Genomic DNA, 23,536 nt, shown 5'->3' with positions numbered 1-23,536 from the left:
TTTGAAAATTTAAAAAGCCGGAACGGACTTCAGCTTAACTGTGGTCCGTTCCAGCATTAAAAAATTCAACATTAGTCTAACGTAATATCTAAACCTAATCCGCGTAACTCATGTACCAATACATTGAATGATTCTGGTACACCTGGCGTAGGAAGGTTTTCGCCTTTTACAATCGCCTCATAAGTTTTGGCCCTACCGATCACGTCATCTGACTTAACAGTTAAGATCTCTTGTAGGATATTAGCCGCACCGAATGCCTCTAATGCCCAAACCTCCATCTCACCAAAACGCTGACCCCCGAATTGAGCTTTACCACCCAATGGTTGTTGTGTAATTAATGAATATGGTCCGATTGAACGGGCGTGCATCTTATCATCAACCATGTGTCCTAATTTCAACATATAGATAATACCTACAGTTGTTGGCTGGTCAAATTTCTCACCCGTTAAACCGTTATGTAAGTAAGTTCTACCTGAAGCAGGTACACCAGCTTTAGCGATCCATTCTTCTACCTCGTCATGTTTAGCACCATCAAAGATTGGAGTTGCAAATTTCACACCCAATTCTTTACCGGCCCATGCCAATACAGTTTCATAGATCTGGCCCAAGTTCATACGTGAAGGTACACCCAGTGGGTTCAACACGATATCAACAGGTGTTCCATCTTCCAAGAACGGCATGTCTTCATCACGAACGATACGGGCTACAATACCCTTATTACCGTGACGACCAGCCATCTTATCACCTACTTTTAATTTACGTTTTTTAGCTACATAAACCTTAGCCATTTGTACAATACCTGATGGCAATTCATCACCAACACTGATGGCGAATTTATCACGTTTGTAAGCACCTAATTCTTCGTTCACACGAATACCATAGTTGTGCAATAGCAATTTAATCTGGTCATTTTTCTCATCATCAGTAGTCCATTTGTATGGATTGATGTGTGCATATTCCAGATCAGCAAGACTTTTCTGTGTAAACTTAGCGCCTTTAGGGAATAATAATTCCTTGTAAACGTTGAATACACCCTGAGATGTTTTACCATTTACAATCTGGAATAATTTATCTACAAGCTCGTTTTTCAGATTAGTAGTTGCCAGGTCATATCTCTTATCTAATTTCTCTATCGCTGCTTTTTCTTCAGCTTTAGTTGTTTTCTTAGCTCTTGAGAATAACTTAGTATCAATTACCACACCTTTGATCGAAGGAGGAGTTTTCAAGGATGCATCTTTCACATCACCTGCTTTATCACCAAAGATCGCACGTAATAATTTCTCTTCCGGCGAAGGATCAGATTCACCTTTAGGAGTGATCTTACCAATCAGGATGTCTCCTTCTTTCACTTCAGCACCTATACGGATGATACCGTTCTCATCTAAATCTTTAGTAGCTTCTTCAGAAACGTTAGGGATATCTGGTGTTAATTCCTCTTCTCCACGTTTCGTATCACGCACTTCTAATTCAAACTCTTCAATATGTAATGAAGTAAAGATATCTTCACGAACAATACGTTCGCTAATCACGATCGCATCCTCAAAGTTATATCCTTGCCAAGGCATGAAGGCAACTTTTAAGTTTCTACCTAATGCCAATTCACCATTTTCAGTAGCATAACCTTCACAAAGTACTTGTCCTTTTACTACTTTCTGACCTTTCTTAACGATTGGTTTCAAGTTGATACAAGTATTCTGGTTGGTTTTCTTGAATTTGATTAATTTATATGTTTTGCTATCACCTTCGAATGAAACCAAACGATCTGAATCGTTTCTAACATACTTAATAGTGATCTCATTTGAATCTACATATTCTACTACACCTTCACCTTCAGCATTGATCAGTGTTCTTGAATCGCGGGCTACGCGACCTTCCAAACCTGTACCAACGATTGGCGCTTCAGGACGTAACAATGGTACGGCCTGACGTTGCATGTTGGATCCCATCAAGGCCCTGTTCGCATCATCATGCTCAAGGAAAGGAATCAACGAAGCAGCGATCGATGTAATCTGATTAGGCGCCACGTCCATTAAGTCTAATTTCTCAGGCTCAATAACCGGGAAGTCACCCTCGTAACGTGCTTTAACACGCGCAGTAGTGAAATTACCTTGATCATCATAAGCAGCATTCGCTTGTGCAATAGTTTTACCATCTTCATCTTCAGCAGAAAGATAAATCACTTCCTCTTCTACCTGAACAATACCGTCTTTAACTTTTTTGTATGGAGTTTCGATGAAACCTAAGTTATTGATCTTCGCGTGAACGCAAAGAGAAGAGATCAAACCAATGTTTGGACCCTCCGGAGTTTCAATCGTACAAAGACGACCGTAGTGAGTATAGTGAACGTCACGTACCTCGAAACCGGCACGTTCACGTGAAAGACCGCCTGGACCTAAAGCTGAAAGACGACGCTTGTGCGTGATTTCTGCAAGAGGATTCGTTTGGTCCATGAACTGCGATAACTGGTTGGTACCAAAGAATGAATTAATTACCGACGATAAAGTACGGGCATTAATTAAGTCTGTTGGAGTAAACACCTCGTTATCACGAATGTTCATACGCTCACGAATGGTACGAGCCATACGCGCTAAACCAACACCAAATTGAGCGTATAATTGCTCACCTACTGTACGAACACGACGATTCGACAAGTGATCAATATCATCCACCTCTTCTTTAGAGTTGATCAGTTTGATCAAATATTTAACAATCGCAATGATATCTGCTTTTGTCAATACTTTTACGTGATCAGGAGTATCCATTTTCAACTTACGGTTGATGCGGTATCTACCTACATCACCTAAGTCGTAACGTTTATCCGAGAAGAACAAACGCTCAATGATACCTCTTGCAGTTTCCTCATCAGGTGGTTCTGCGTTACGCAAAGCACGGTAGATGTTTTCAACAGCCTCTTTTTCAGAGTTTGAAGTATCTTTTTGTAATGTATTATAGATAATGGTATAATCAGCTTGACTGGCACCATCATCTTTAGATAAGATGATCGTTTTAACACCTGCATCAATGATCATATCAATGTGCTCATCTTCTAAAACAGTATCTCTGTCTAAGATCACTTCGTTACGATCTATGGAAACTACCTCACCGGTATCTTCATCCACAAAATCTTCAACCCATTTTCTTAAAACTCTTGCAGCAAGTTTACGTCCGATATATTTCTTTAAACCTGATTTGCTAACTTTTACTTCATCAGCAAGATCAAATAATTCAAGGATGTCTTTATCAGAATCGTAACCGATAGCACGTAATAACGTAGTTACCGGGAATTTCTTCTTACGGTCGATGTAAGCATACATAACGTTGTTTACGTCAGTAGCAAACTCGATCCATGAACCTTTGAAAGGAATCACACGTGCAGAATAAAGCTTAGTACCATTTGTGTGACGGCTTTGGCCGAAGAACACACCTGGCGACCTGTGTAATTGCGAAACAATTACGCGCTCTGCTCCGTTGATTACGAAGGTACCTTTAGGGGTCATATATGGAATAGTTCCCAGGTACACATCTTGAATGATGGTTTCAAAATCTTCGTGTTCTGCATCATTACAAGAAAGTTTCAGCTTCGCTTTTAATGGAACACTATACGTTAACCCACGGTCAATACACTCAGGTATATCATAACGCGGTGGATCAATAAAATAATCTAGGAATTCTAAAACAAAGATATTTCTAGAATCTGTGATTGGGAAGTTTTCAGCAAACACTTTAAACAAACCTTCTGTGTGACGGTTATCTGAAGTGGTCTCGATCTGAAAAAATTCTCTGAATGATTGCAACTGTACATCTAGAAAATCCGGGTAATCTATGATGTGCTTACTACGTGCAAAATTTACTCTTTGGTCGACTTTATTTGCCAATGGACTAAAGTTAATTTAGTTTAAGAATAAACTATTTGTTTGGTTTGCCGTTAAACGTTTTCACCAGCCAAACAAGATGAAATGTTTATAAACAGGTATAGACTCCGACTATACAGTCGGAGTCTATGTTTAAAGTTATATTAAAATTAAGTGATTACTTAATTTCAACTACAGCTCCAGCTTCTTCTAATTGTTTTTTCAAAGCTTCAGCTTCGTCTTTAGCAACACCAGCTTTTAATTCTTTTGGTGCACCGTCAACTAAATCTTTAGCTTCTTTCAAACCTAGACCAGTTAAGTCTTTTACCAATTTAACAACTGCTAATTTCTGACCACCAGCTTCTTTCAAGATTACATCAAAAGAAGTTTTTTCTTCAGCTGCAGGAGCAGCATCACCAGCAGGACCTGCAATTGCAACTGCAGCAGCAGCTGGTTCAATACCATACTCGTCTTTTAAGATTTGAGCTAATTCGTTAACTTCTTTAACTGTTAAGTTTACCAATTGCTCAGCAAACGCTTTTAAATCTGCCATTTTTATAGATTTTAAAAAATTTTACGTAAAATAATAATTTATAATTTGAACTTTTAAGGTGTCCTTAACCTTCTCTCTCTTGAAGAGTTTTAACAATTCCTGCAATTTTGTTACCGCCTGACTGTAAAGCTGAAACCACATTTTTAGCTGGTGATTGTAATAATCCAATGATATCGCCAATAAGCTCTTCTCTTGATTTCAAGCTTACTAAGGTATCTAATTGGTTATCGCCAACAAATACTGTAGAATCGATATAAGCTGCTTTAAGTACTGGTTTATCAGATCCTTTTCTCAAGGCTTTGATCAGCTTAGCTGGACCGTTACCTACTGTAGAGAATAATAATGCTGATTGACCTTTAAGCGCAACATAGATCTCTGATGCGTCGCCTTCTAAACCTTCGATCGCTTTTTTGATCAAAGTATTTTTAGCTACCTGCATTTCAATCCCGCTTTCGAAACATTTGCGACGGATGCTGTTTATTTTCTCAACAGATAAGCTTGATGTATCGGTAATGTAAAAGTTACCGAATTCCTGCATCTTCTCTTGAAGTGCTGAAACTACTTCGTGTTTTTCTTCTCTGTTCATAATTAAATCCCCGCTACTGATTTAGTTTCGATTGCAATTCCAGGACTCATAGTTGAAGAAACATGAATGCTCTTAAAATAAGTTCCTTTTGCAGCAGATGGTTTTAGCTTAGAAATTACTTGAAGTACTTCTAATGCATTTTCATATATTTTTTCTGCTGGGAATGATACTTTTCCTATTGAAGCGTGTATAATACCACTTTTGTCAACTTTAAAATCAATCTTACCGCCTTTTACGTCAGTTACTGCTTTACCAACTTCGTTAGTTACAGTACCTGATTTTGGGTTTGGCATAAGGTTACGTGGACCTAAAACGCGGCCCAGTTTACCTACTTTTGCCATACAAGCAGGAGTAGTGATAATAATGTCAACATCAGTCCATCCACCTTCAATCTTGGCTACATATTCGTCTAAACCTACAAAATCTGCACCCGCCGCTTTAGCCTCTTCTTCCTTATCAGGAGTACAAAGAACTAATACACGTACAGTTTTACCTGTACCGTGTGGTAAAGTAGCAATACCACGTACCATTTGATTGGCTTTACGTGGATCTACTCCTAAAGCTACATCGATATCAACCGATGCATCAAATTTAGTAGTAGTGATATCTTTTACCAAAGCAGCCGCATCCTGTAAAGAATACGTTTTACCAGATTCTAGTTTAGCATGTGCCTTTTTTTGATTTTTTGTTAATTTAGCCACTGTTGTAAACTGTTTTTTGTTAATTAATTTGTCCAAGGTGCATCACCGCTAACGGTGATTCCCATACTGCGTGCTGTACCTGCAACCATACTCATTGCAGATTCGATAGTGAAAGCATTTAAATCAGTCATTTTATCTTCAGCAATTGACTTAACCTGATCCCAAGTCACCGAACCAACTTTCTTACGGTTGGGCTCAGCAGAACCACTCGCTAATTTAGTCGCATCCTTTAACTGGATAGCAACAGGAGGGGTTTTGATGATAAATTCGAAAGACTTGTCAGCATAAACAGTAATTACAACCGGTAATACTTTACCTGGCTTATCTTGGGTACGAGCATTGAATTGCTTGCAAAACTCCATAATGTTCACCCCTTTAGCACCTAAAGCAGGTCCTACTGGTGGTGATGGATTTGCAGCTCCACCCTTGATTTGTAACTTAACAAGTGCACTGACTTCTTTTGCCATTTTCTGTTTTGTTAATTTTAATACTCAATGTTATAATGTTGGAAGCAAGTAACATTTAAGATCTTATATAATATTTCTATTCTTTTTCTACCTGCATATAGTTAAGCTCCAGTGGAGTTTTTCTTCCGAAAATCTTAACCATTACTTTCAGTTTTTTCTTCTCTTCGTTTACCTCTTCGATCACGCCCGTGAAACCATTGAATGGTCCATCCATAACTTTTACGTTCTCTCCAACATAATAAGTTACGTTCATGGTTTCGCCTTGCTGGCTCATCTCATCAACTTTCCCTAAAATGCGATTAACCTCTGCCTGACGCATAGGTACCGGGTTTCCGCCTTTATCTCCTAGAAAACCAATTACACTATTAACATTCTTAATAATGTGCTCTAGCTCTCCGTCCAAATTCGCTTCAATCAAAACATATCCGGGATAGAAGTTACGTTCTTTCGCAATCTTTTTTCCCTCTTTCATTTGATAGTATTTTTCCATTGGGATCAATACCTGAGGAACAAGGTGAGAAAAACCTAAACGGCTAATTTCAGAATCGATATACTGTTTTACCTTCTTCTCTTTACCGCTTACCGCCCTAACTACGTACCATTTCAACTGATCGTCCATTTAGCTATATTAATTAGAAAGTGATTTATAAAAAGTATCTAAAACAAAAGTAGATCCCTTATCCATTGCAAAAACGACTAATGCAATGATAAACGAAGCTACTAGAACCAGCACCGCAGAATTTTGTAATTCTCCCCATGTAGGCCAAGTAACCTTCTGGGTCATTTCTTCATACGATTCTTTAATAAACTGAACTACTTTAGCCATAATCTTTTATTAGCACGGGAACAAGGATTCGAACCCTGATCAAAGGTTTTGGAGACCTCTATTCTACCGTTGAACTATTCCCGTGTATATTATGCTTTATCTCTTCAACCAAGATTTAGCAGTTTTATTAGAAACAAAGTAGTGGGTTTTTAAAGCCCAGCTACTTTGCTTTATTTGGTGATTTAATGCCTATTGGCTTTAAATTACTTTACAATTTCAGTTACCTGACCAGCACCTACTGTTCTACCACCCTCACGGATTGCGAAACGTAGACCTTTTTCCATTGCGATTGCGTTGATCAATTTAACATTGATAGTAACGTTATCACCTGGCATTACCATTTCAGTTCCTTCAGCTAGGGTGATTTCACCTGTAACGTCTGTGGTACGGAAATAGAATTGTGGACGGTATTTGTTAAAGAATGGAGTGTGACGTCCACCTTCAGCTTTTGATAATACATAGATCTCAGCTTTGAAATCTGTGTGAGGAGTTACAGAGTTTGGTTTACAGATAACCATACCACGACGGATATCAGTTTTCTCAATACCACGTAACAATAGACCTACGTTATCACCTGCTTCACCATAATCAAGGATCTTACGGAACATCTCAACACCTGTTACAGTTGATTTAAGATTTTCTGCACCCATACCCAAGATCTCAACTGGATCACCAGAGTTGATTACACCACGCTCAATACGACCAGTTGCTACAGTACCACGACCAGTGATCGAGAATACATCTTCAACAGGCATTAAGAATGGAAGATCAGTTAAACGTGGAGGAATTGGAATGTAGCTATCTACAGCATCCATTAATTCCATGATTTTAGCAACCCAAGTAGGATCTCCGTTCAAACCACCTAGAGCTGAACCTTGAATTACAGGGATATCATCACCAGGGAATTCATAGAAAGATAACAATTCACGAACTTCCATCTCTACTAATTCAAGTAATTCAGGATCGTCAACCATATCCACTTTATTCATGAATACTACCAATGAAGGAACACCAACCTGACGAGCCAATAGAATGTGCTCACGAGTTTGTGGCATTGGACCATCTGTAGCAGCTACAACGATGATAGCTCCATCCATTTGTGCAGCACCAGTAACCATGTTCTTTACATAATCCGCGTGACCTGGACAGTCAACGTGTGCATAGTGACGGTTAGCTGTTGAATACTCAACGTGTGCTGTATTGATAGTGATACCTCTTTCTTTTTCCTCTGGAGCAGAGTCAATAGAATCAAATGAACGCGCCTCAGATAAACCAGCATCAGATAACACTTTAGTGATAGCTGCTGTTAAGGTTGTTTTACCGTGGTCAACGTGACCGATTGTGCCGATGTTTAAGTGCGGCTTGCTGCGGTCAAACTTTTCTTTTGCCATGTTTTTATACTTATTAGTAGGTTATAACTTTTTATTAATTAATTGTTTTGATACAAATTCAACACAAAAAACCTTGTTCAACTGCTATAAACGACAGATTCAACAAAGCTTGTTTTTATCTTGAGCCAAAGATGGGACTTGAACCCACGACCTCTTCCTTACCAAGGAAGTGCTCTACCGCTGAGCTACTTCGGCTTTTAATCTCAGCTTCAATCTAAATTAAATTAAGTAGTTCAATTTTGATATTCGAATTGAACTACTCAATTCCTTGCCGATTCTCCAGCTTTTCCAATTTTGAGCGAAAGACGAGGTTCGAACTCGCGACCTATAGCTTGGAAGGCTATCGCTCTACCAACTGAGCTACTTTCGCTTTTGTATTGTGGGGGGAGAAGGATTCGAACCTTCGAAGTCTTGCGACAACAGAGTTACAGTCTGTCCCATTTGGCCACTCTGGTATCCCCCCTCACCTTTAACCTGCCAATACTTTGCAGTATCGAAATTAAAAGAGCCTCCTATCGGAATCGAACCAATGACCTACTGATTACAAGTCAGTTGCTCTACCAGCTGAGCTAAGGAGGCTAATATGATCATTGCAATGGTATGCACAATGATTTTTTAATACTTAATCTTTCACAGAACTAATCCGAATCTTTTAAGAGAAACGCCCTCTCTGATTGGGATTGCAAATGTACACCAATTTTAATATGATCCAAAATTATTTTAAAAAAAAATTGGCAGGATGATGTCCTGCCAATCGTTTTTTAAAAAACCTTCAAAATATCAGCCTAATAATCAGATACTTCGTCGGCATTTAAAATTGCTTTATGTTCGCTTAATTTTTCTCGCGTTTTATCTTTGTGTTTAGTGATTTGCTTTCTTAACGACTCAATTGCCAAATCTGTGGCTTCCTCAAAAGATTTACATTGTTCCTTTGCGAACATCGTAACCCCGGGAACCATCAGCTTAATTTCACTTATCTTGTTTGCTTCATCCTCTACATTTTCTAATTTCAAATAAACCTCCCCACTAATAATCTGGTCGAAGTACTGGTCTAACTTATCTGTTTTCTTCTGAATAAACTCCAACAATTTCTGGTCTGCATTGAAATGGATCGATTGAACTGTAATTTTCATTGTTTCCTCCTTTTTTATGCCTTTGGATGGGCTTGTTTATATATTGATTTTAATCTCTCTATAGAGTTATGGGTATACACCTGGGTTGCCGCGAGACTGGCATGCCCTAATAACTCTTTAATTGCATTCAAATCTGCCCCCCTGTTTAACAGGCTCGTCGCATAAGAATGACGCAACACATGGGGGCTTTTTTTATCCTGTGTGGATATATATGTCAAATAACTGGTCACAATCCTATAAATGAGTTTAGGATAAGCTGCTGCTCCTTTATCTGTAACGAATAAGGAGTCCATTTTGTTATGAAAATTTTGTAATGTTTTTATGTCAAGGTAAGCTTTCAGCTGATCCACAAGAACTTTGCTGATCGGAATGATCCTTTCTTTATTTCTTTTACCCAGAACGCGGATTGTAGCTCCATAAAAATCAATGCTTTGCTCGGTTAACGATAGTAATTCCGACAAACGCATACCGGTCCCAAACAAAGTTTCAATTACCAGTTTATCCCGAACAGAAGGAAAAGTATCATTAAAAAATTCCTGAGAATCCAATAAAACATCTAGTTTCTGGTCTTCAATAAATGCAGGCAGCCTTTTGGGGATTTTTGGTGCCTTTACCAGCGTCATTGGGCTGGCACAGATCAAAGCTTCCCGCAACAGGTATTTATAAAAACTGCGTAAAGTAGAAAGCTTCCTGGCTATGGAACGCTCCGAAACCTTCTCTTCCATTAAAGCTACCATATAACTTCTCAATTGTGGATGACTGGCTTCCAACAAGGGCGAATCAAAGGTCTTTAACAGATAATCTCTAAACTGCAATAAATCCGTTTCATAGGAATTTAAGGTGTGTGGAGAATAACGTTTCTCGTGCTGGAGATAAAGGAGGAATTGCGCAACTGGCATAGGCATACGATTTGTAAAACACGATAAGTGAATATACAAAAGATAGCCAGTGAAATGGTCAGATTTTTCACATTTAAAATAAAAAAGCGCTATCGGGTTCACCAATAGCGCTTTAATATCATAGAAACTTTTCTAGAAACTATACAGTTCCTTCAAGTTGCATGTTTTGCTTGTAAATAGCATGTTTAACTAACGTACGACGAGCTACAGATTTTTTCTCATAAGCTTGGCGGCTACGCAATTCTCTTAACACACCTGTTTTTTCAAATTTCTTTTTGAAACGTTTCAAGGCTTTATCTAGTGATTCGCCGTCTTTAATATTAATGATAATCATAACGTAATATACCCCCTCTCGTTGTTTTTAGGATTGCAAAGATAGAGCTTTGTTTTGAGAATCAAAACAATAACTGTATTTTTATTTAAAACAATGCGCATGCAATTTTGTCTATGATTTAATACTTACTCATTTGTCCTATGAAATCAAAAAAAACGCTGTTCATTATCCTCGGCATTGTCCTGCTCGGCCTCTTTAGCTTTCTCTACTTCCGCTTCTACTTTGTCCTTGGAGAAGGTGTAAAAGCCGGAGAACTCAACTATGTAGTTAAAAAAGGCTATTTGTTCAAAACCTATGAGGGGAAACTGATCCAATCCGGGATTCGCTCCAGACAAACCGGAAACATCCAGTCCAATGAATTTGAATTTTCGGTAGACAATCCTGCAATCGCGGAAAGAATGATGCTCAACAGTGGGAAAGTATTTGAACTACGCTATAAAGAATACATGGGAGCCTTACCCTGGAGAGGCTACAGCAAATATGTCGTCTATGAAATTATATCTATAAACTAAGCATACTGCAGATGAAAAATACGGCGAACCTAAATTCGCCGTATTCGTTCTTAGTTATATTTGGTTAGAATATGCTTTATATATTGTAAGGTATTAAATTAATCTTTTAAAATCTCCCTTGCAATCACAATTTTTTGTATTTCTGAGGTTCCTTCTCCAATAGTACACAATTTACTATCTCTGTAAAACTTCTCTACCGGAAAATCTTTCGTGTATCCATATCCGCCAAAAATCTGCACCGACTCTGTGGCACAACGTACCGATACTTCAGAGGCAAAGTATTTAGCCATGGCTGATTCCTTGGTCATAGGTAAACCCCGGTTTTTTAAATCTGCTGCCTGTCTAATCAATAACTCTGCAGCCTCAATCTCTGTAGCCATATCTGCCAGTTTAAAACTAATCCCCTGGAAACTTGAGATCGGTTGCCCAAACTGATGACGTTCCTTCGAATAAGCAACAGCAGCTTCATATGCTCCCTTAGCAATCCCCAAAGACAAGGCGGCAATAGAAATTCTACCACCATCCAATACTTTCATGGCTTGTTTAAAGCCCTCACCAACTTTACCCAGGAGGTTTTCTTTAGGCACACGACAATTGTCGAAAATCATTTCAGTAGTTTCTGAAGCGCGCATCCCCAGTTTATTCTCTTTTTTACCTGCAGAAAAACCCGGTGTACCACGTTCTACCACGATTGCTGAAATTCCTTTGGAGTCTCCTTTATCACCAGTACGCACCATAACTACAGCTATATCCCCTGTCTTACCATGGGTAATCCAGTTTTTAGCACCATTGATGACGTATTCATCACCTTCTAAGCGCGCCGTCGTCATCATGCCCAAAGCATCAGAACCGGTATTCGCTTCCGTCAATCCCCAGGCACCAATCCATTCCGCAGTAGCCAGCTTAGGCAACCATTTGTGTTTCTGTTCTTCCGTACCAAAAGCTAAAATGTGTCCGGTGCACAAAGAATTATGCGCTGCTACGGATAAACCAATGGAACCGCAAACCTTAGCGACTTCAACAATTACATCTATATACTCCTGATAGCCAAAACCAGAACCTCCATAAATCTCAGGAACCAAAACGCCCATCAATCCCAATCCGCCAAGTTTCTTGAAAACTTCAACAGGAAAATATTGCGCTTCATCCCATTCCATTACATGGGGACGAATATTTTTCTCGGCAAAATCTTTTACCATCTTCCTGATCATCTCCTGATTTTCTGAAATACTAAAGTTGTATCCTACAGAACTATCCATCATTTCTAACATATCTTATTGTTTGAATTTCAACAATTATAATGAATAAAAACTGTTGCAACCACAGTTGAAAATTCGCCATATGATAGAACGAAACGGTATTTAGTTCATTAACCCTATCCCCTTATTTTTAAGGAAAGTAATCTTGTAAAATACTTTTTTATATTTTTTTTAATTTAGTTTTGAAAAGCCCCAAATTAAGCGCAATCATGAGATTCATTACCCGAAAAGACATCATTCAACAGTTAAAAAATGACTTGATTGGAAAGGATGCCTACCGTGGCGTAACCCTTACCTACTCCTGGATGGCCAATCAGTTTGGCCACTTTTCCCTTGGTTTTATCCCAACTTCTATCCTATATACATTTCTCCAGAGCAAAACCGAAATTGCCAGACCTGAAATCTGGGCAGCTTTTATCATCTGGGGATGTTGGATTTTATTTGAATTATACAACTTCCTCGGCCCGCTATTGTTTAATGCCAATGCCAAAAATCAAGAAATTCAGAAAACAGACTATACCTTTTATCCCGAATGGGGTAATATTACTTTTGATACTTTGACCGACCTCTGTTTTTTTGGATTGGGTGCATTTGCCAGTAGCCTGCTCTGTGTCTATACGCCGATCGCCATGCTGATATTTCTAAGCCTGTGTATCCTGTCGATTTATCCCTCTTATTACTGGTATTCCACAAAAATGCACCTTCAAAATGCAGGGTATCCATTCCAGTTAAGACTCAGTCAGTGGAAATTCAAAATCCAGGAAAACCACAAATCACTCATCACAGATTTCGTGAAAAACCCGCAAAGTGGAAAACATCTTTTGTTATTCGGATCTAAAGGAAGTGGAAAAACTTCACTATCTGTTGCGATAGCCACAGAACTATCCATCAAAAATAACCGTTGCAGTTATGTCACAGCCACAAAACTATTGTCTATGTTTTTTGAAAAAGCAGAACGTGTAGCCATTTCACCAGGATCATGGGCCTGGCATGATTCTTCTCTTTTGATCATAGACGACATCAATCCTGGCGGACTGATTAAAAAGGACATCATACGCGCCCCATTGTTCTATGAATTACTGGACAATCCTGAATACGGACCTTTCAATAAAGAACACCTTAAGAAAATGAACACCATTTGGGTGATGGGCAATGAAGAAAGTAGCGAAACACAGGAAGAACGCTGGGAAAATCTATTTAAACAGATTGGGATCGACGATTCAAACGTACTTCGCGTGAACCTGGATCATCACTAAGGCAAAATCGAATTGTCGTACGCAAAGCTGACAAGGTGAGTCAAACTTTTTACGTCGAAACGTTTATATAAAGGAATGATACGTTTTTCTATTGCGGAATGGGAAACCTTCAATTCATGGGCAATCTCCTTAAAGGAATACCCCTTGGCCACCAGTTCCAAGGCTTCGCGTTCTTTATTAGAAATGGCCAGATAGCTGAATAAAATTTTATTTAGCTCTTCTTCAAACTTTTCCTTCTCCGGTCCATAGGCAGCATAACGCATGACTTTTCCGAAAATAAGGCTCCGGTTCACCTGGAAACGCCCAATAATTGCGGTAATCTTACCATTTTCAGAACTATAAACCCCTACCCTAACCAAAATAGGAACTGGTGTTCCATCCTTATGAATCTTTTTTAATTCTATACTAAAGCTGTACTTTTCGAGATCTTTACTCTTTTGATGGATAAACTGAAGCGCCTTATCGTTGAGTTCATGGGAAAACGGCGCAAATTCGGGAGCCGACATATTCACAAGGGCCAGCATATTTATTTCGCTATCCTTATAACCTAATATCTCTTCCCAGCCTCCGGCATAAATCATGCGGTTTAATTTAAAAGAGTAGATATAAATCGCTTCCTCAGGAAATCTGGGTAAAGTTCGGTCAAAAAAAACAGCAGCCTCACTTTCCATATCTGCAGGAACATCTGTAATATATGCTTTAGAATAATCTCCAAATTTCTCTTTCGACTGCATTTTCATTGGAATGTGGTTTCATTTTATAGTCAACAAAGATTGACCACAAGTATTCAGGGATCAATCAATAGATAAAAAGGTAAAACTGCGTGTTTTCTCAGTTGACATTCCTAGTATCCAGAAGTAATTTTACGGCAAAAAAAATACATAAACAAAAATCTATTCCAAGAATATAGAAAACATATCAATTGTCTATATAAACATTACATCATGTACCTAAAAAACCTAAACAAATCTTACGTGACCAGATATTCAATTATCCTGTTAAAGGTCATTGCGATTATCTTATTCCTTTTTTGTTTTTATCAGGCTTGCAAAATCACTAGCTAGTATATAACTCCCCCCAACTTATATTTATGAAAATGCAATCCTATCCCCTATAGGATTGCATTCATACGATTTGTTAAAAAACTCAATAACCTGCGAGCGAATACACATTTGCATTATAATCCTTTAAACGGTCTTTTCCCTTTAAAAAATCAAGGCTAATGATAAAAGAATAAGCTGCCACAGATGCGCCCAATTGCATCATCAGTTTTGAAGCTGCCACCACGGTACCACCCGTAGCCAGTAAATCATCATGAATCAATACCCTTTGGCCTGAAAACAAAGCATCCTCATGAACTTCAATAGTTGCCGTTCCGTATTCTAAAGCATACGATTCTTTTATCGTTTTATATGGTAATTTCCCTGCTTTACGAATTGGAATAAAAGGTACATTGAGCAATTGTGCCAATCCGGGACCAAATAAAAACCCCCGACTTTCAATTCCCGCCACCACATCAATCTTTTCATCCACCAACTGGGCAGCTAAAGCCTCCAAAATCTCCTTACATAATTCAGGGTCTTTTAAAATCGGCGTAATGTCTTTAAACACAATTCCTGGTTTCGGGAAATCAAGAACATCCCTAACTGTCTTTTTAATTTTTTCTGTGATCATTTTTTAAAAAATAAGATAAGGCGCCAATTTTTCGATTAATTCAGGTGTTAGAATGAGCACCTTATTTAAGTCTGCAATATTACTATAATTTCCGTGTTGTTTTCTATATGCAATCAGGGCATTGATCTGTTGATACCGGAGATAAGGATGGTGCTTAAAATCGACAGCAGCAGCTGTATTGACATTGATCTTCTTCAACAGCCCAGTATTCACAACGACATGCGCTCTAATTTCCTGAAATTTTAAACTGTCGACACCAAAAACTTCCAGGAGCTGTTCCTTTTTATAAAAACCACCAATCCTTTCCCGGTAGGCCACAATCCTTTTGGCAAATACTTTTCCAATTCCAGGGAGACGGTCCAATTCCAGTGTATCTGCAGCATTCAGTTCAACCATTATTTTCTCCTTTGGCCGGAGCTGTGGTACATGCTGAGCTGATGGAGCAACTTTCTTTTCCTGGACTTGAATTTGAATATAGGGTTCGAGCCTCTTATATAATTCCGGTGCAATTGTATACATCTTTTTTAAATCTGAAGGCTTTCGAAATACACCAGCCTTAGCGCGATAATTTAAAATCGTACCTGCTTGTTTTTTGGATAATCCGAGTTGTTGCCAGCCTTTTGAATCAATTACATTTGGATCAAAATAAAATAAAGAAGATTTTCTTTTTTCTGAGCCCCTGGGAGCTGTGCGTTGATCTGTTACCTTTTCCGAAGTCTTTGTCTTTTCATTAGCCCGAGCCAATTGAAACAATAGCTCCTCCTCTTCTGCAGTGGGTTCTTTTAAAGGAACTAAAGCCCGATAAACCGGAGGGAATATGGCGACCAAACTAATCAGTACAATTAGAACCAATAGTCCATTAAACTCCCTTTTGGAAAATTCAAAGTACTTATTTAGCCATTTTCTGATCACCTGCACAATGTAGGTACTGTTATTTAAAAATATAAATCTTATTTTTGAAATTGCTTTATTATTCACACAAAAAATTAGATGAAGATCATAACCACCAAAGAGTTTGCAGAGGCCACAAAAATAGATAAGTTGGGTGTACCTGGCCTGGCAGCCTTGCTTATGGAGATGATGAAATTGAATGACATCAACAAGGTTTTTTCCCAGAACAAACATTATAACGGATTAGAATTTGTTGACAAGATATTAGAGACTATTGGCGTAACGATAGATTTTGACGAAGATGACCTGAAAAGCATTCCTAAAACCGGAGGCTTTATTGCCATTGCCAATCATCCATATGGTGGTATTGAAGGTTTAGCACTTGTTAAGCTCCTTTGTACCGTTAGACCGGAGGCCAAAGTCATGGTCAACTTTATCCTGAAGAAGATTCCTAACCTGAGCGAGTTTTTTGTGGCTGTAAATCCATTCGAAAATGTACAACATTCTTCCAGCATCAGCGGTTTAAAAGCCACCTTTGATTTATTACAAAGTGGTACGCCCATAGGGATTTTCCCAGCCGGAGAGGTTTCTACCTTTAGTCTGGACAAACAGGAGATTACAGATCGCTTATGGCATCCCGTAGTGGGTAAATTAATTGCCCGTGCGAAAGTACCGGTAGTCCCGATCTATTTCCATGGCAACAATGGCGTGCTGTTTAACATTCTAAGTTTCATCCACCCCACCTTAAGAACAGCAAAACTACCTTCAGAATTCCTGAACAAACAAGGCCTTAAAATAAAGGTAAGAATAGGGAAGCCGATTAATATCCAGGATATTTCTTACCGAAACAATACCAATAAGCTACTTGATTTCTTACGTGCACGTACCTATGCTTTGGGGACAGGTCTGGAAGAAGACAAAAAACTTTTCAACCCCATCAACCTTTTTAAGATCAAAAAGAAACCGGAGCCTGTAATTGAGGAAACCGAGCGTTCGCTGATTGTATCAGAAATTACTGAGCTGGAAAACTTCCGCGTATGGCAGGAGAAAAACTACGAAGTTTACATCACGCCAACCTCAAGCATTCCAAATATATTGAGAGAAATAGGTCGTTTACGCGAGATCACTTTTAGAGAAGTTGGCGAAGGAACGAATAAGAAGATCGACCTGGACAACTACGATATCTATTATCACCACCTGTTTATCTGGGATAAAGAAAAAGAAAACATTGTAGGTGCTTACCGCATTGGTAAAGGTGATGAAATTTTAGACACCATGGGCAGAAGAGGATTTTACCTTTCTGAACTCTTTAAAATTAAAGAACCATTTTATCCAATCCTTAGAAAAGGAATAGAACTTGGCCGTTCCTGGATCCGCAAGGAATACCAGATGAAACCACTGCCCTTATTCTTATTATGGAAAGGTATTTTGAAATACCTGCTGGACAATCCACAATACCGCTATATGTTTGGCCCGGTAAGTATCAGTAATAACTTCTCTAAGTTCTCCAAATCACTGATTGTGGATTACATTACTAAGAACCATTTTGATTACGAACTGGCGGCTTTCGTGAAGCCTAAGAACAAATTTAAAGCAGACTTATCTGCCATTGACAAAAACCTGTTGGTAGAAAGCAGTGAGTCATTAAAAGATCTGGATAGCTTGATCTCAGACATTGAGAATACACACATTAAGATTCCGGTATTATTAAGGCAGTACATGAACCTGAATGCGAAAATCATCTGTTTCAATATTGACCCTAAATTCTCTGATTGTCTGGATGGATTCCTTCTGGTAGACATGCAGAACATCCCTGCAGAAATGCTGGAAAAGGTCGGTAAGAACTTCTAAACAAAAGAATCCCCAGCATGAACTGCTGGGGATTCTTTGTTTTAAATCTATATGATTTAGTAAATCCAATTATCTGCAATCCCTCGAAGAATTAGAGCTCCATTTCCTGAGCCAGAACTATCTGGCCTGCTTATAACTCTCATGGTTTGGTATTTCCCTCATTTTCTTAATAACCAAAGTAGACTATGATTATAAATGCGAACATAATAAAGTGCAGAATTAATTAGGAACAAAAATCTTCAAACCAGCATAGTTTGATTAAAACAAAATACCCCACAGGTAGAAACCTATGGGGTATTTTGATTATTTAAAAATTAACAGAGGTATTTATTCAATTACAACACCCATTGTCATACTTGATTTAAAAAGTTGCACCGCTACTTGCTACAGAGCCCGACTTTAAAACAAGACTTGGTGCATTTAGATTAAAAGGATTTGCTAACAATGCTGCTGCAGCTGTTGCATCAACAGTACTATTATTCTTACTAGTTAGGTATGTTTTAAGTAGGTCAACATTCGCAAAAGAAGGAATGGTACCATCTGCTACAATGTCTTTTCCAACAAAGTAAGATTGATAAATGTTACCCTTGATTAATGAGGTACCATCAACTAATGCATCACCAGTTTCTTTATCACGAATATCGATACCATATCTCGATCCAATAAAAATAGAGTTTGCCAGGATCATTTTAGAACCTCTTCTCCAAAGGTTAGCATATTCATGCTTAGTATCTACGTTATCATTTCCAGGACCGATGATGGTCATATTAGAAATCACAGGACGTGTTCTTGGGCCTGCAGTAAAATCTCCGGCAGAATTATCAGATTCGATGCCATTTGATTGTCCAGCCTGATCAGCTAATTTAGGATCTCTTAGACCAGCTAAGAACTGTAGCTTTCCTGAGAATCCATTGTCAAAATCAAAAACGTCATCCACATTTGCAATGGACAATAAATGTTTTGCATTTACAGTACCACCAAACCACTCAAACGAATCATCACCTGAATAAGAAACTTGTACATAATCGATCGTAGTACCTGAACCTACAGATCCTAAGGTTAAACCGTTAATTTCATTGTCTTTTACAAAAGCAATACCAGGGAACTCGATACGAACAAATTTAAGTATTCCTGAGTTATCAAGCGGGTCTGTTCCACCGTGGTTAGCTTCAGGAGTTGAAATCCCGCCTTCGATAACACCTACACCACCTGGGATGTTATTTGTTGATTTACCTAAAAGAATTACCCCACCCCAATCTCCAGGGTTTCTCTGTCCAGGAGCAAAGTTCGAAGTAAATACAATTGGTTTATCGATTGTACCTTGCGCAATTAATTTTGCACCACGAGTTACTACCAAAGTACCTTTAGAGATTTTATCACCTCTAATCACCGTACCAGCAGGAATCGTTAAGGTTACCCCTTCTTTAACGTAAACAAAACCAGATAATAAGTAAATTTTATTTGCATCTAAAGTGGTGTTAGTAGAAATAGTTCCAGTTAACACATCCGTAGTTGCACCATATTGTGTAGCATTAGGCGTGTAATTAGCCCAGGTTGCTGTCCAGTCGGTAGAACCGAATGCACCTCTGTAACTCACCTTATCAAAGAATGCATCTGCTAACGATTCATTCGAATCAGAGATGGTTGGAACATCCACAGAGTTCGAGCTTTTTTTACAACTTGAAATCGCTGTAGCACCCGCAACTAAAATAGCTAGTAAACTTAAATTTAACTTGTTTTTCATTTTTCTTTGTCTTATTTATTCAAAGATATACTGACCATATTAACCCACTATTAAGTCGAAATTAAGAATGATCAGTATATATATTAATTAATTGTAAAGCCTATTTGATTTTGTAAGAGAAGCCGATTGAGATGTTAGAGCCAAAACGATCCTGGATATTGATATGATCTGTTTTGGCATCAAATGCTGCATCAGGATCTGCATTTTTTGGCTTTTGATAGTAGATTGCTTTATTATTCAGGATATCACCGAAATTCAATTTCAGCTCCGCCCGTGATTTGGCAAACTTCTGAGAAACCTGTAAGTCCAATACGTTTCTTGGGTTTTCATAAACATCCGGATCACGTATATTTCCTACTGCCCAAATACGTTTTCCTATTCTGTTATACAGTAAGCTTACACCTGTTGAGTTTTCTCTTTTTGAAGCATATTGCAAACCTGCGTTTATCAGATATGGTGATTGCCCTTGCATCGGTCTTTTTCCGTTTGCATTTACTGTAGTTGGCACTTGTACTTCCGATTTAATATACGAAGCATTGGCGCTGAAAGTCAAATTATTAAAACGCTCCCCCATAAAGCCTAAAGTTTTTCTAAACTCCGCTTCAATACCATATAAGGTAGCCGATGCTGCATTAAAATAACCAAATAACCTACCTGACGCAGAAACGTCTAATTTTTGTTCTATAGGAGATTCAAAGTACTTGTAGAAAGCGGATACCGTGAAAGCCTCTCCTGAAGCTGGATACAGAGCATAGCCTAAATCCACATTGGTCGTTTTAGATTGTTTCAGACTAGGATTACCGACTACATTCACGTTCTTATTGAAGTCATAGAATGAAAATGGGGCAATCTCTCTGAATTCTGGTCTGCCCACCGTTTGAGATCCTGACAAACGAATGCTTGCTTTTTCAGTCAGGCTATAAATCAAGTTTGCAGAAGGAAGCAGGTTGGTATAAGTGGTATCCACTTTTAATGGTCTGGATGAGTTGTCCATACTATTCAGCTTCTGGTTATAATTTTCTAACCTTGCACCGATCCCTAAACGTAACTTCTCCGTCAGGTAACCATCAAACATCAGATATCCCGCATTCAGCAATGAGTTGGCATCATATTTATCGGTCCCATTAGTAATCTCATCAATGATGAATTTGTTCGGGCCAATGTTCTGCGCATTAAAAATTTGATCCTGTGGTTGCGTTAAGATCGAGTTGTCAAAGTCAGTTCCATTCCTGATGAAACCGATATTTCTTGCTGCAAAATCCCTTTTTCTATATTGTCCGAAATAACCAAATTTCAGCTTATTGGTATCTTTAAACCATTTAACCGGTATAGTCACATCAAATGACCCACCATAATTATTTTCATTTAATGCAGAAGAAAAGTTTCCACCTAAACCTGCAGAAGCACTACCTGATGGCACACTTGCACGGAAAATCCCGTCACCACCATCTGTGTACTCCATTCTTTTATAACCTGGTTCTTTCCTGTCAATATTAGCGAAATTCAATCCCCAGTCTAACTTGATTTTACTATTTGCAGATAAGATGTGATTACCGGTTAGCTGACTGGTTAACAAGGAACGCTGCAGTAAATAATCCCCAGTTCTCATGAAGTCACTGCCACTTTCATCTTTACCAATCCTTTGGGTAAACTGACTTTCAAGCACCCTGTTGTAAAGGTTTTTAAAAGCTATTTTATTGGTACCCCAAGAGTAAGCAAAATTGGCTAATCCACCGATAGTTGTATTATAATTGTATGCATTATCATGGAATTTCTCACCAACATTCTGTCCGACATAAGCAATCTGATCACTTTCTTTCATACGCTCATCATATCTGTAAGACAATGACAATACAGTTCCAAATTTACTGCCATCTTTGAAAATTTTACTATGACCATAGTTACCTTGAAAAATGGGTCCTAATGTGGATTTCACAGTATGGTATCCCCAATTGTTAGCAAAACTTTTTGATAAGGCGAATCGCTCTGCTTCGGGCTGCGATAAATAATCAATTCTCGAAGGAAAATTTGAAGGAATATCTCTTTTTTTACTGTAGCTTCCAAATACCTCATTTCCACTTTTATCTGGAGAAAGAAAATCTTTAAAGGTAGATTGGGTATTGTAGGAAGTTCCTAATGAAAAGTTAAGGAAAGGATTATCAGGAAAGTCTTTTGTAGTAATCTGTACCACACCACCAGAAAAATCACCTGGTATATCTGCTGATGCTGTTTTATTTACTACGATTGCATCGATCAAATTAGATGGTAAAATATCAAATGAAAATGCTTTTTTATCTACTTCCGTATTTGGCAATACAGCATTGTTTAACATCGCAGAATTGTACCGGTCTGAAAGACCACGTACGATAATATATTTATTATCCTGGATACTCGCTCCGCTGATTCTTTTCAACACCTCAGAGGTATTCTTATCAGGGCTTTTGCGAATTAGTTCCGCAGAAATACCACTAGAAATGCTGAGGCTCGATTTTTGGTTTGCATATAGTGTATTTATTGACTCCTTACTTACGTTAGCAGTGATCACCACTTCGTTTAAGTCATTAGTAGAAGATTCGGCCAATATAAAATCTACACTGGTAGCAGTATTTGCTTTCACTTCTACATCTGTAATTCTTTTTGTAGTGTAACCAATATAAGAAGATTCTACAATGTACTTACCAGCAGTCAGGCCGCTGATGACATATCTTCCTTCCACATCAGTAGAAGCTCCTTTAGTTGTACCTGCAATTTTAACAGTCACACCAATCAGTGTTTCCCCTGTTTTTTTATCAGATACTTTGCCAGAAATTTTGCCGGTTTGAGCAAACACTGTGCTGCCAATAATTACGAATAGAAGTGTAATTAACGCCTTTTTAAAATTTAGTTGTGATTTCAATTTTCCCTGTTATTTATTTCAGGCAAATCTATTACCACAATGTTAGGCTTATATTAGCTGGTAATTACCATTTCTTTATCACAGTGTTAAATCCGTGTTAAATGAGGTTTGGCTCAATATTTTAACCCGATTTTTTTGCATATAAAGTGCAATAACCAAATAGGGCCGATTAACAAAAACTTAACATCTTCTAAAAATGAAGGTTTCTTTCCTTCGATCTTATGGCCAATAAACTGACCTATCCAGGCCGCTACAAAGATGACCGCACAAACGAGCCACACTGCTGGTCCGCCAGCCAATTCCCATTTCTCCAGCATTACGATAAAGAAAGACATCAGACAGATCAACAGCAACATCAGGTAAGACATCACCGGAGAAAGCTTATAATAGTAATACACTGAAAAAGCAATCAGAAAGGAGGCCCAGTTTACAAAACCATTATACTTACCCAGAAATTCCAGGTGTGGAAAAGGAATCGCCCATACCAAACCCAACAAGCTAAAAACAATTAATGGAACACATATCCAATGGATCATTTCATTGGTATAGTTTTGATGACTTTCTGCATATTTATCAAAAAGAACATCCACTTTGCTTCTCTCTACTGTTTTCGTCTTCATGTGATTCTTCATCTTTTGGAGCTATCCTCTATTGGATTTTATAAAAATAAAGAAAGCGATGGATAATTCCACCGCTTTCCTTTTAAATATTC

General features: G+C 38.3%; 21 protein-coding genes and 5 tRNA genes. 3 read left to right on the top strand and 23 right to left on the bottom strand.

The window, feature by feature from the left end; translation table 11 throughout:
* Positions 1-71 precede the first annotated feature (71 nt).
* From rpoB to rpsU, 16 genes are all read right to left on the bottom strand, one after another.
* On the bottom strand, positions 72-3,875 hold the full coding sequence (rpoB, locus tag R2Q94_RS15465; RefSeq protein WP_316822365.1) for a DNA-directed RNA polymerase subunit beta: 3,804 nt from the start codon (positions 3,873-3,875) through the stop codon (positions 72-74).
* A gap of 154 nt (positions 3,876-4,029) precedes the next feature.
* Positions 4,030-4,404 (bottom strand): 50S ribosomal protein L7/L12, encoded by a 375-nt coding sequence (gene rplL / locus R2Q94_RS15460; RefSeq protein WP_316822364.1) that lies wholly within the window; start codon positions 4,402-4,404, stop codon positions 4,030-4,032.
* A 64-nt stretch (positions 4,405-4,468) separates the two neighbouring features.
* Positions 4,469-4,990, bottom strand: coding sequence for a 50S ribosomal protein L10 (gene rplJ / locus R2Q94_RS15455; protein ID WP_316822363.1), 522 nt, complete (start codon positions 4,988-4,990; stop codon positions 4,469-4,471).
* Between the two features lie 2 nt (positions 4,991-4,992).
* Positions 4,993-5,691: a 50S ribosomal protein L1 gene (gene rplA, locus R2Q94_RS15450; protein ID WP_316822509.1), complete on the bottom strand. Its 699-nt coding sequence runs from the start codon at positions 5,689-5,691 to the stop codon at positions 4,993-4,995.
* Positions 5,692-5,714: 23 nt separating this feature from the next.
* Positions 5,715-6,158, bottom strand: a complete 444-nt coding sequence (rplK, locus tag R2Q94_RS15445; RefSeq protein ID WP_037443979.1) for a 50S ribosomal protein L11 — start codon at positions 6,156-6,158, stop codon at positions 5,715-5,717.
* Positions 6,159-6,234: 76 nt separating this feature from the next.
* Positions 6,235-6,777 carry a transcription termination/antitermination protein NusG gene (gene nusG / locus R2Q94_RS15440; protein WP_062550291.1) on the bottom strand — a complete coding sequence of 181 codons (543 nt, stop codon included), beginning with the start codon at positions 6,775-6,777 and terminating at the stop codon, positions 6,235-6,237.
* Between the two features lie 9 nt (positions 6,778-6,786).
* Positions 6,787-6,984, bottom strand: a complete 198-nt coding sequence (gene secE, locus R2Q94_RS15435; RefSeq protein ID WP_062550292.1) for a preprotein translocase subunit SecE — start codon at positions 6,982-6,984, stop codon at positions 6,787-6,789.
* A 13-nt stretch (positions 6,985-6,997) separates the two neighbouring features.
* Positions 6,998-7,068, bottom strand: a tRNA-Trp gene (locus R2Q94_RS15430).
* Positions 7,069-7,187: 119 nt separating this feature from the next.
* Positions 7,188-8,375 carry an elongation factor Tu gene (gene tuf, locus R2Q94_RS15425; RefSeq protein ID WP_316822362.1) on the bottom strand — a complete coding sequence of 396 codons (1,188 nt, stop codon included), beginning with the start codon at positions 8,373-8,375 and terminating at the stop codon, positions 7,188-7,190.
* A gap of 123 nt (positions 8,376-8,498) precedes the next feature.
* Positions 8,499-8,570 (bottom strand) — tRNA-Thr (locus R2Q94_RS15420).
* 102 nt (positions 8,571-8,672) lie between these two features.
* Positions 8,673-8,745: transfer RNA gene (locus tag R2Q94_RS15415), tRNA-Gly, on the bottom strand.
* 10 nt (positions 8,746-8,755) lie between these two features.
* Positions 8,756-8,838 (bottom strand) — tRNA-Tyr (locus R2Q94_RS15410).
* Between the two features lie 43 nt (positions 8,839-8,881).
* A tRNA-Thr gene (locus tag R2Q94_RS15405) sits at positions 8,882-8,954 on the bottom strand.
* 206 nt (positions 8,955-9,160) lie between these two features.
* On the bottom strand, positions 9,161-9,508 hold the full coding sequence (gene hpf / locus R2Q94_RS15400; RefSeq protein WP_062550294.1) for a ribosome hibernation-promoting factor, HPF/YfiA family: 348 nt from the start codon (positions 9,506-9,508) through the stop codon (positions 9,161-9,163).
* A gap of 14 nt (positions 9,509-9,522) precedes the next feature.
* On the bottom strand, positions 9,523-10,407 hold the full coding sequence (locus R2Q94_RS15395; protein ID WP_316822361.1) for a tyrosine-type recombinase/integrase: 885 nt from the start codon (positions 10,405-10,407) through the stop codon (positions 9,523-9,525).
* Positions 10,408-10,546: 139 nt separating this feature from the next.
* A complete protein-coding gene (gene rpsU, locus R2Q94_RS15390; protein WP_062551169.1) occupies positions 10,547-10,741 on the bottom strand; it encodes a 30S ribosomal protein S21 in 195 nt (64 codons plus the stop codon).
* Between the two features lie 140 nt (positions 10,742-10,881).
* Here rpsU and R2Q94_RS15385 point away from each other — a divergent pair, with 140 nt between their 5' ends.
* Positions 10,882-11,253, top strand: a complete 372-nt coding sequence (locus tag R2Q94_RS15385) for a hypothetical protein (protein WP_316822360.1) — start codon at positions 10,882-10,884, stop codon at positions 11,251-11,253.
* Between the two features lie 98 nt (positions 11,254-11,351).
* Here the strand turns inward: R2Q94_RS15385 and R2Q94_RS15380 are convergent, their stop codons facing one another.
* Entirely contained in the window at positions 11,352-12,524 is a 1,173-nt protein-coding gene (locus tag R2Q94_RS15380; protein WP_316822359.1) for an acyl-CoA dehydrogenase family protein, read from the bottom strand.
* Positions 12,525-12,721: 197 nt separating this feature from the next.
* Between R2Q94_RS15380 and R2Q94_RS15375 the strand changes: the two genes are divergently transcribed.
* Positions 12,722-13,768, top strand: coding sequence for a RuvB-like domain-containing protein (locus R2Q94_RS15375; protein ID WP_316822358.1), 1,047 nt, complete (start codon positions 12,722-12,724; stop codon positions 13,766-13,768).
* On the opposite strand, the gene R2Q94_RS15370 is transcribed toward R2Q94_RS15375, so the two are convergent.
* From R2Q94_RS15370 to R2Q94_RS15360, 3 genes are all read right to left on the bottom strand, one after another.
* A complete protein-coding gene (locus tag R2Q94_RS15370; protein WP_316822357.1) occupies positions 13,765-14,508 on the bottom strand; it encodes a LuxR C-terminal-related transcriptional regulator in 744 nt (247 codons plus the stop codon). The two genes, R2Q94_RS15375 and R2Q94_RS15370, sit on opposite strands and share 4 nt — an antisense overlap.
* A 406-nt stretch (positions 14,509-14,914) precedes the next feature.
* A complete protein-coding gene (locus R2Q94_RS15365; RefSeq protein WP_316822356.1) occupies positions 14,915-15,442 on the bottom strand; it encodes an adenine phosphoribosyltransferase in 528 nt (175 codons plus the stop codon).
* 3 nt (positions 15,443-15,445) lie between these two features.
* A complete protein-coding gene (locus R2Q94_RS15360; protein ID WP_316822355.1) occupies positions 15,446-16,420 on the bottom strand; it encodes a ComEA family DNA-binding protein in 975 nt (324 codons plus the stop codon).
* A 12-nt stretch (positions 16,421-16,432) separates the two neighbouring features.
* On the opposite strand from R2Q94_RS15360, the gene R2Q94_RS15355 reads away from it, so the two are divergent.
* Positions 16,433-18,184 carry a lysophospholipid acyltransferase family protein gene (locus tag R2Q94_RS15355; RefSeq protein WP_316822354.1) on the top strand — a complete coding sequence of 584 codons (1,752 nt, stop codon included), beginning with the start codon at positions 16,433-16,435 and terminating at the stop codon, positions 18,182-18,184.
* Between the two features lie 361 nt (positions 18,185-18,545).
* Here R2Q94_RS15355 and R2Q94_RS15350 read toward each other — a convergent pair whose 3' ends face one another.
* The 3 genes from R2Q94_RS15350 to R2Q94_RS15340 form a co-directional block, all read right to left on the bottom strand.
* Positions 18,546-19,928: a hypothetical protein gene (locus R2Q94_RS15350; protein WP_316822353.1), complete on the bottom strand. Its 1,383-nt coding sequence runs from the start codon at positions 19,926-19,928 to the stop codon at positions 18,546-18,548.
* 100 nt (positions 19,929-20,028) lie between these two features.
* On the bottom strand, positions 20,029-22,824 hold the full coding sequence (locus R2Q94_RS15345) for a TonB-dependent receptor (RefSeq protein ID WP_316822352.1): 2,796 nt from the start codon (positions 22,822-22,824) through the stop codon (positions 20,029-20,031).
* Between the two features lie 113 nt (positions 22,825-22,937).
* Positions 22,938-23,444 (bottom strand): DUF962 domain-containing protein, encoded by a 507-nt coding sequence (locus R2Q94_RS15340; protein ID WP_316822351.1) that lies wholly within the window; start codon positions 23,442-23,444, stop codon positions 22,938-22,940.
* Positions 23,445-23,536: the final 92 nt, after the last annotated feature.

Source organism: Pedobacter gandavensis, assembly GCF_032678465.1.
Lineage (GTDB): Bacteria > Bacteroidota > Bacteroidia > Sphingobacteriales > Sphingobacteriaceae > Pedobacter > Pedobacter gandavensis_B.
Note: the sequence above shows the minus strand (reverse complement) of the source record. Positions and strands in the feature narration are given on the sequence as shown.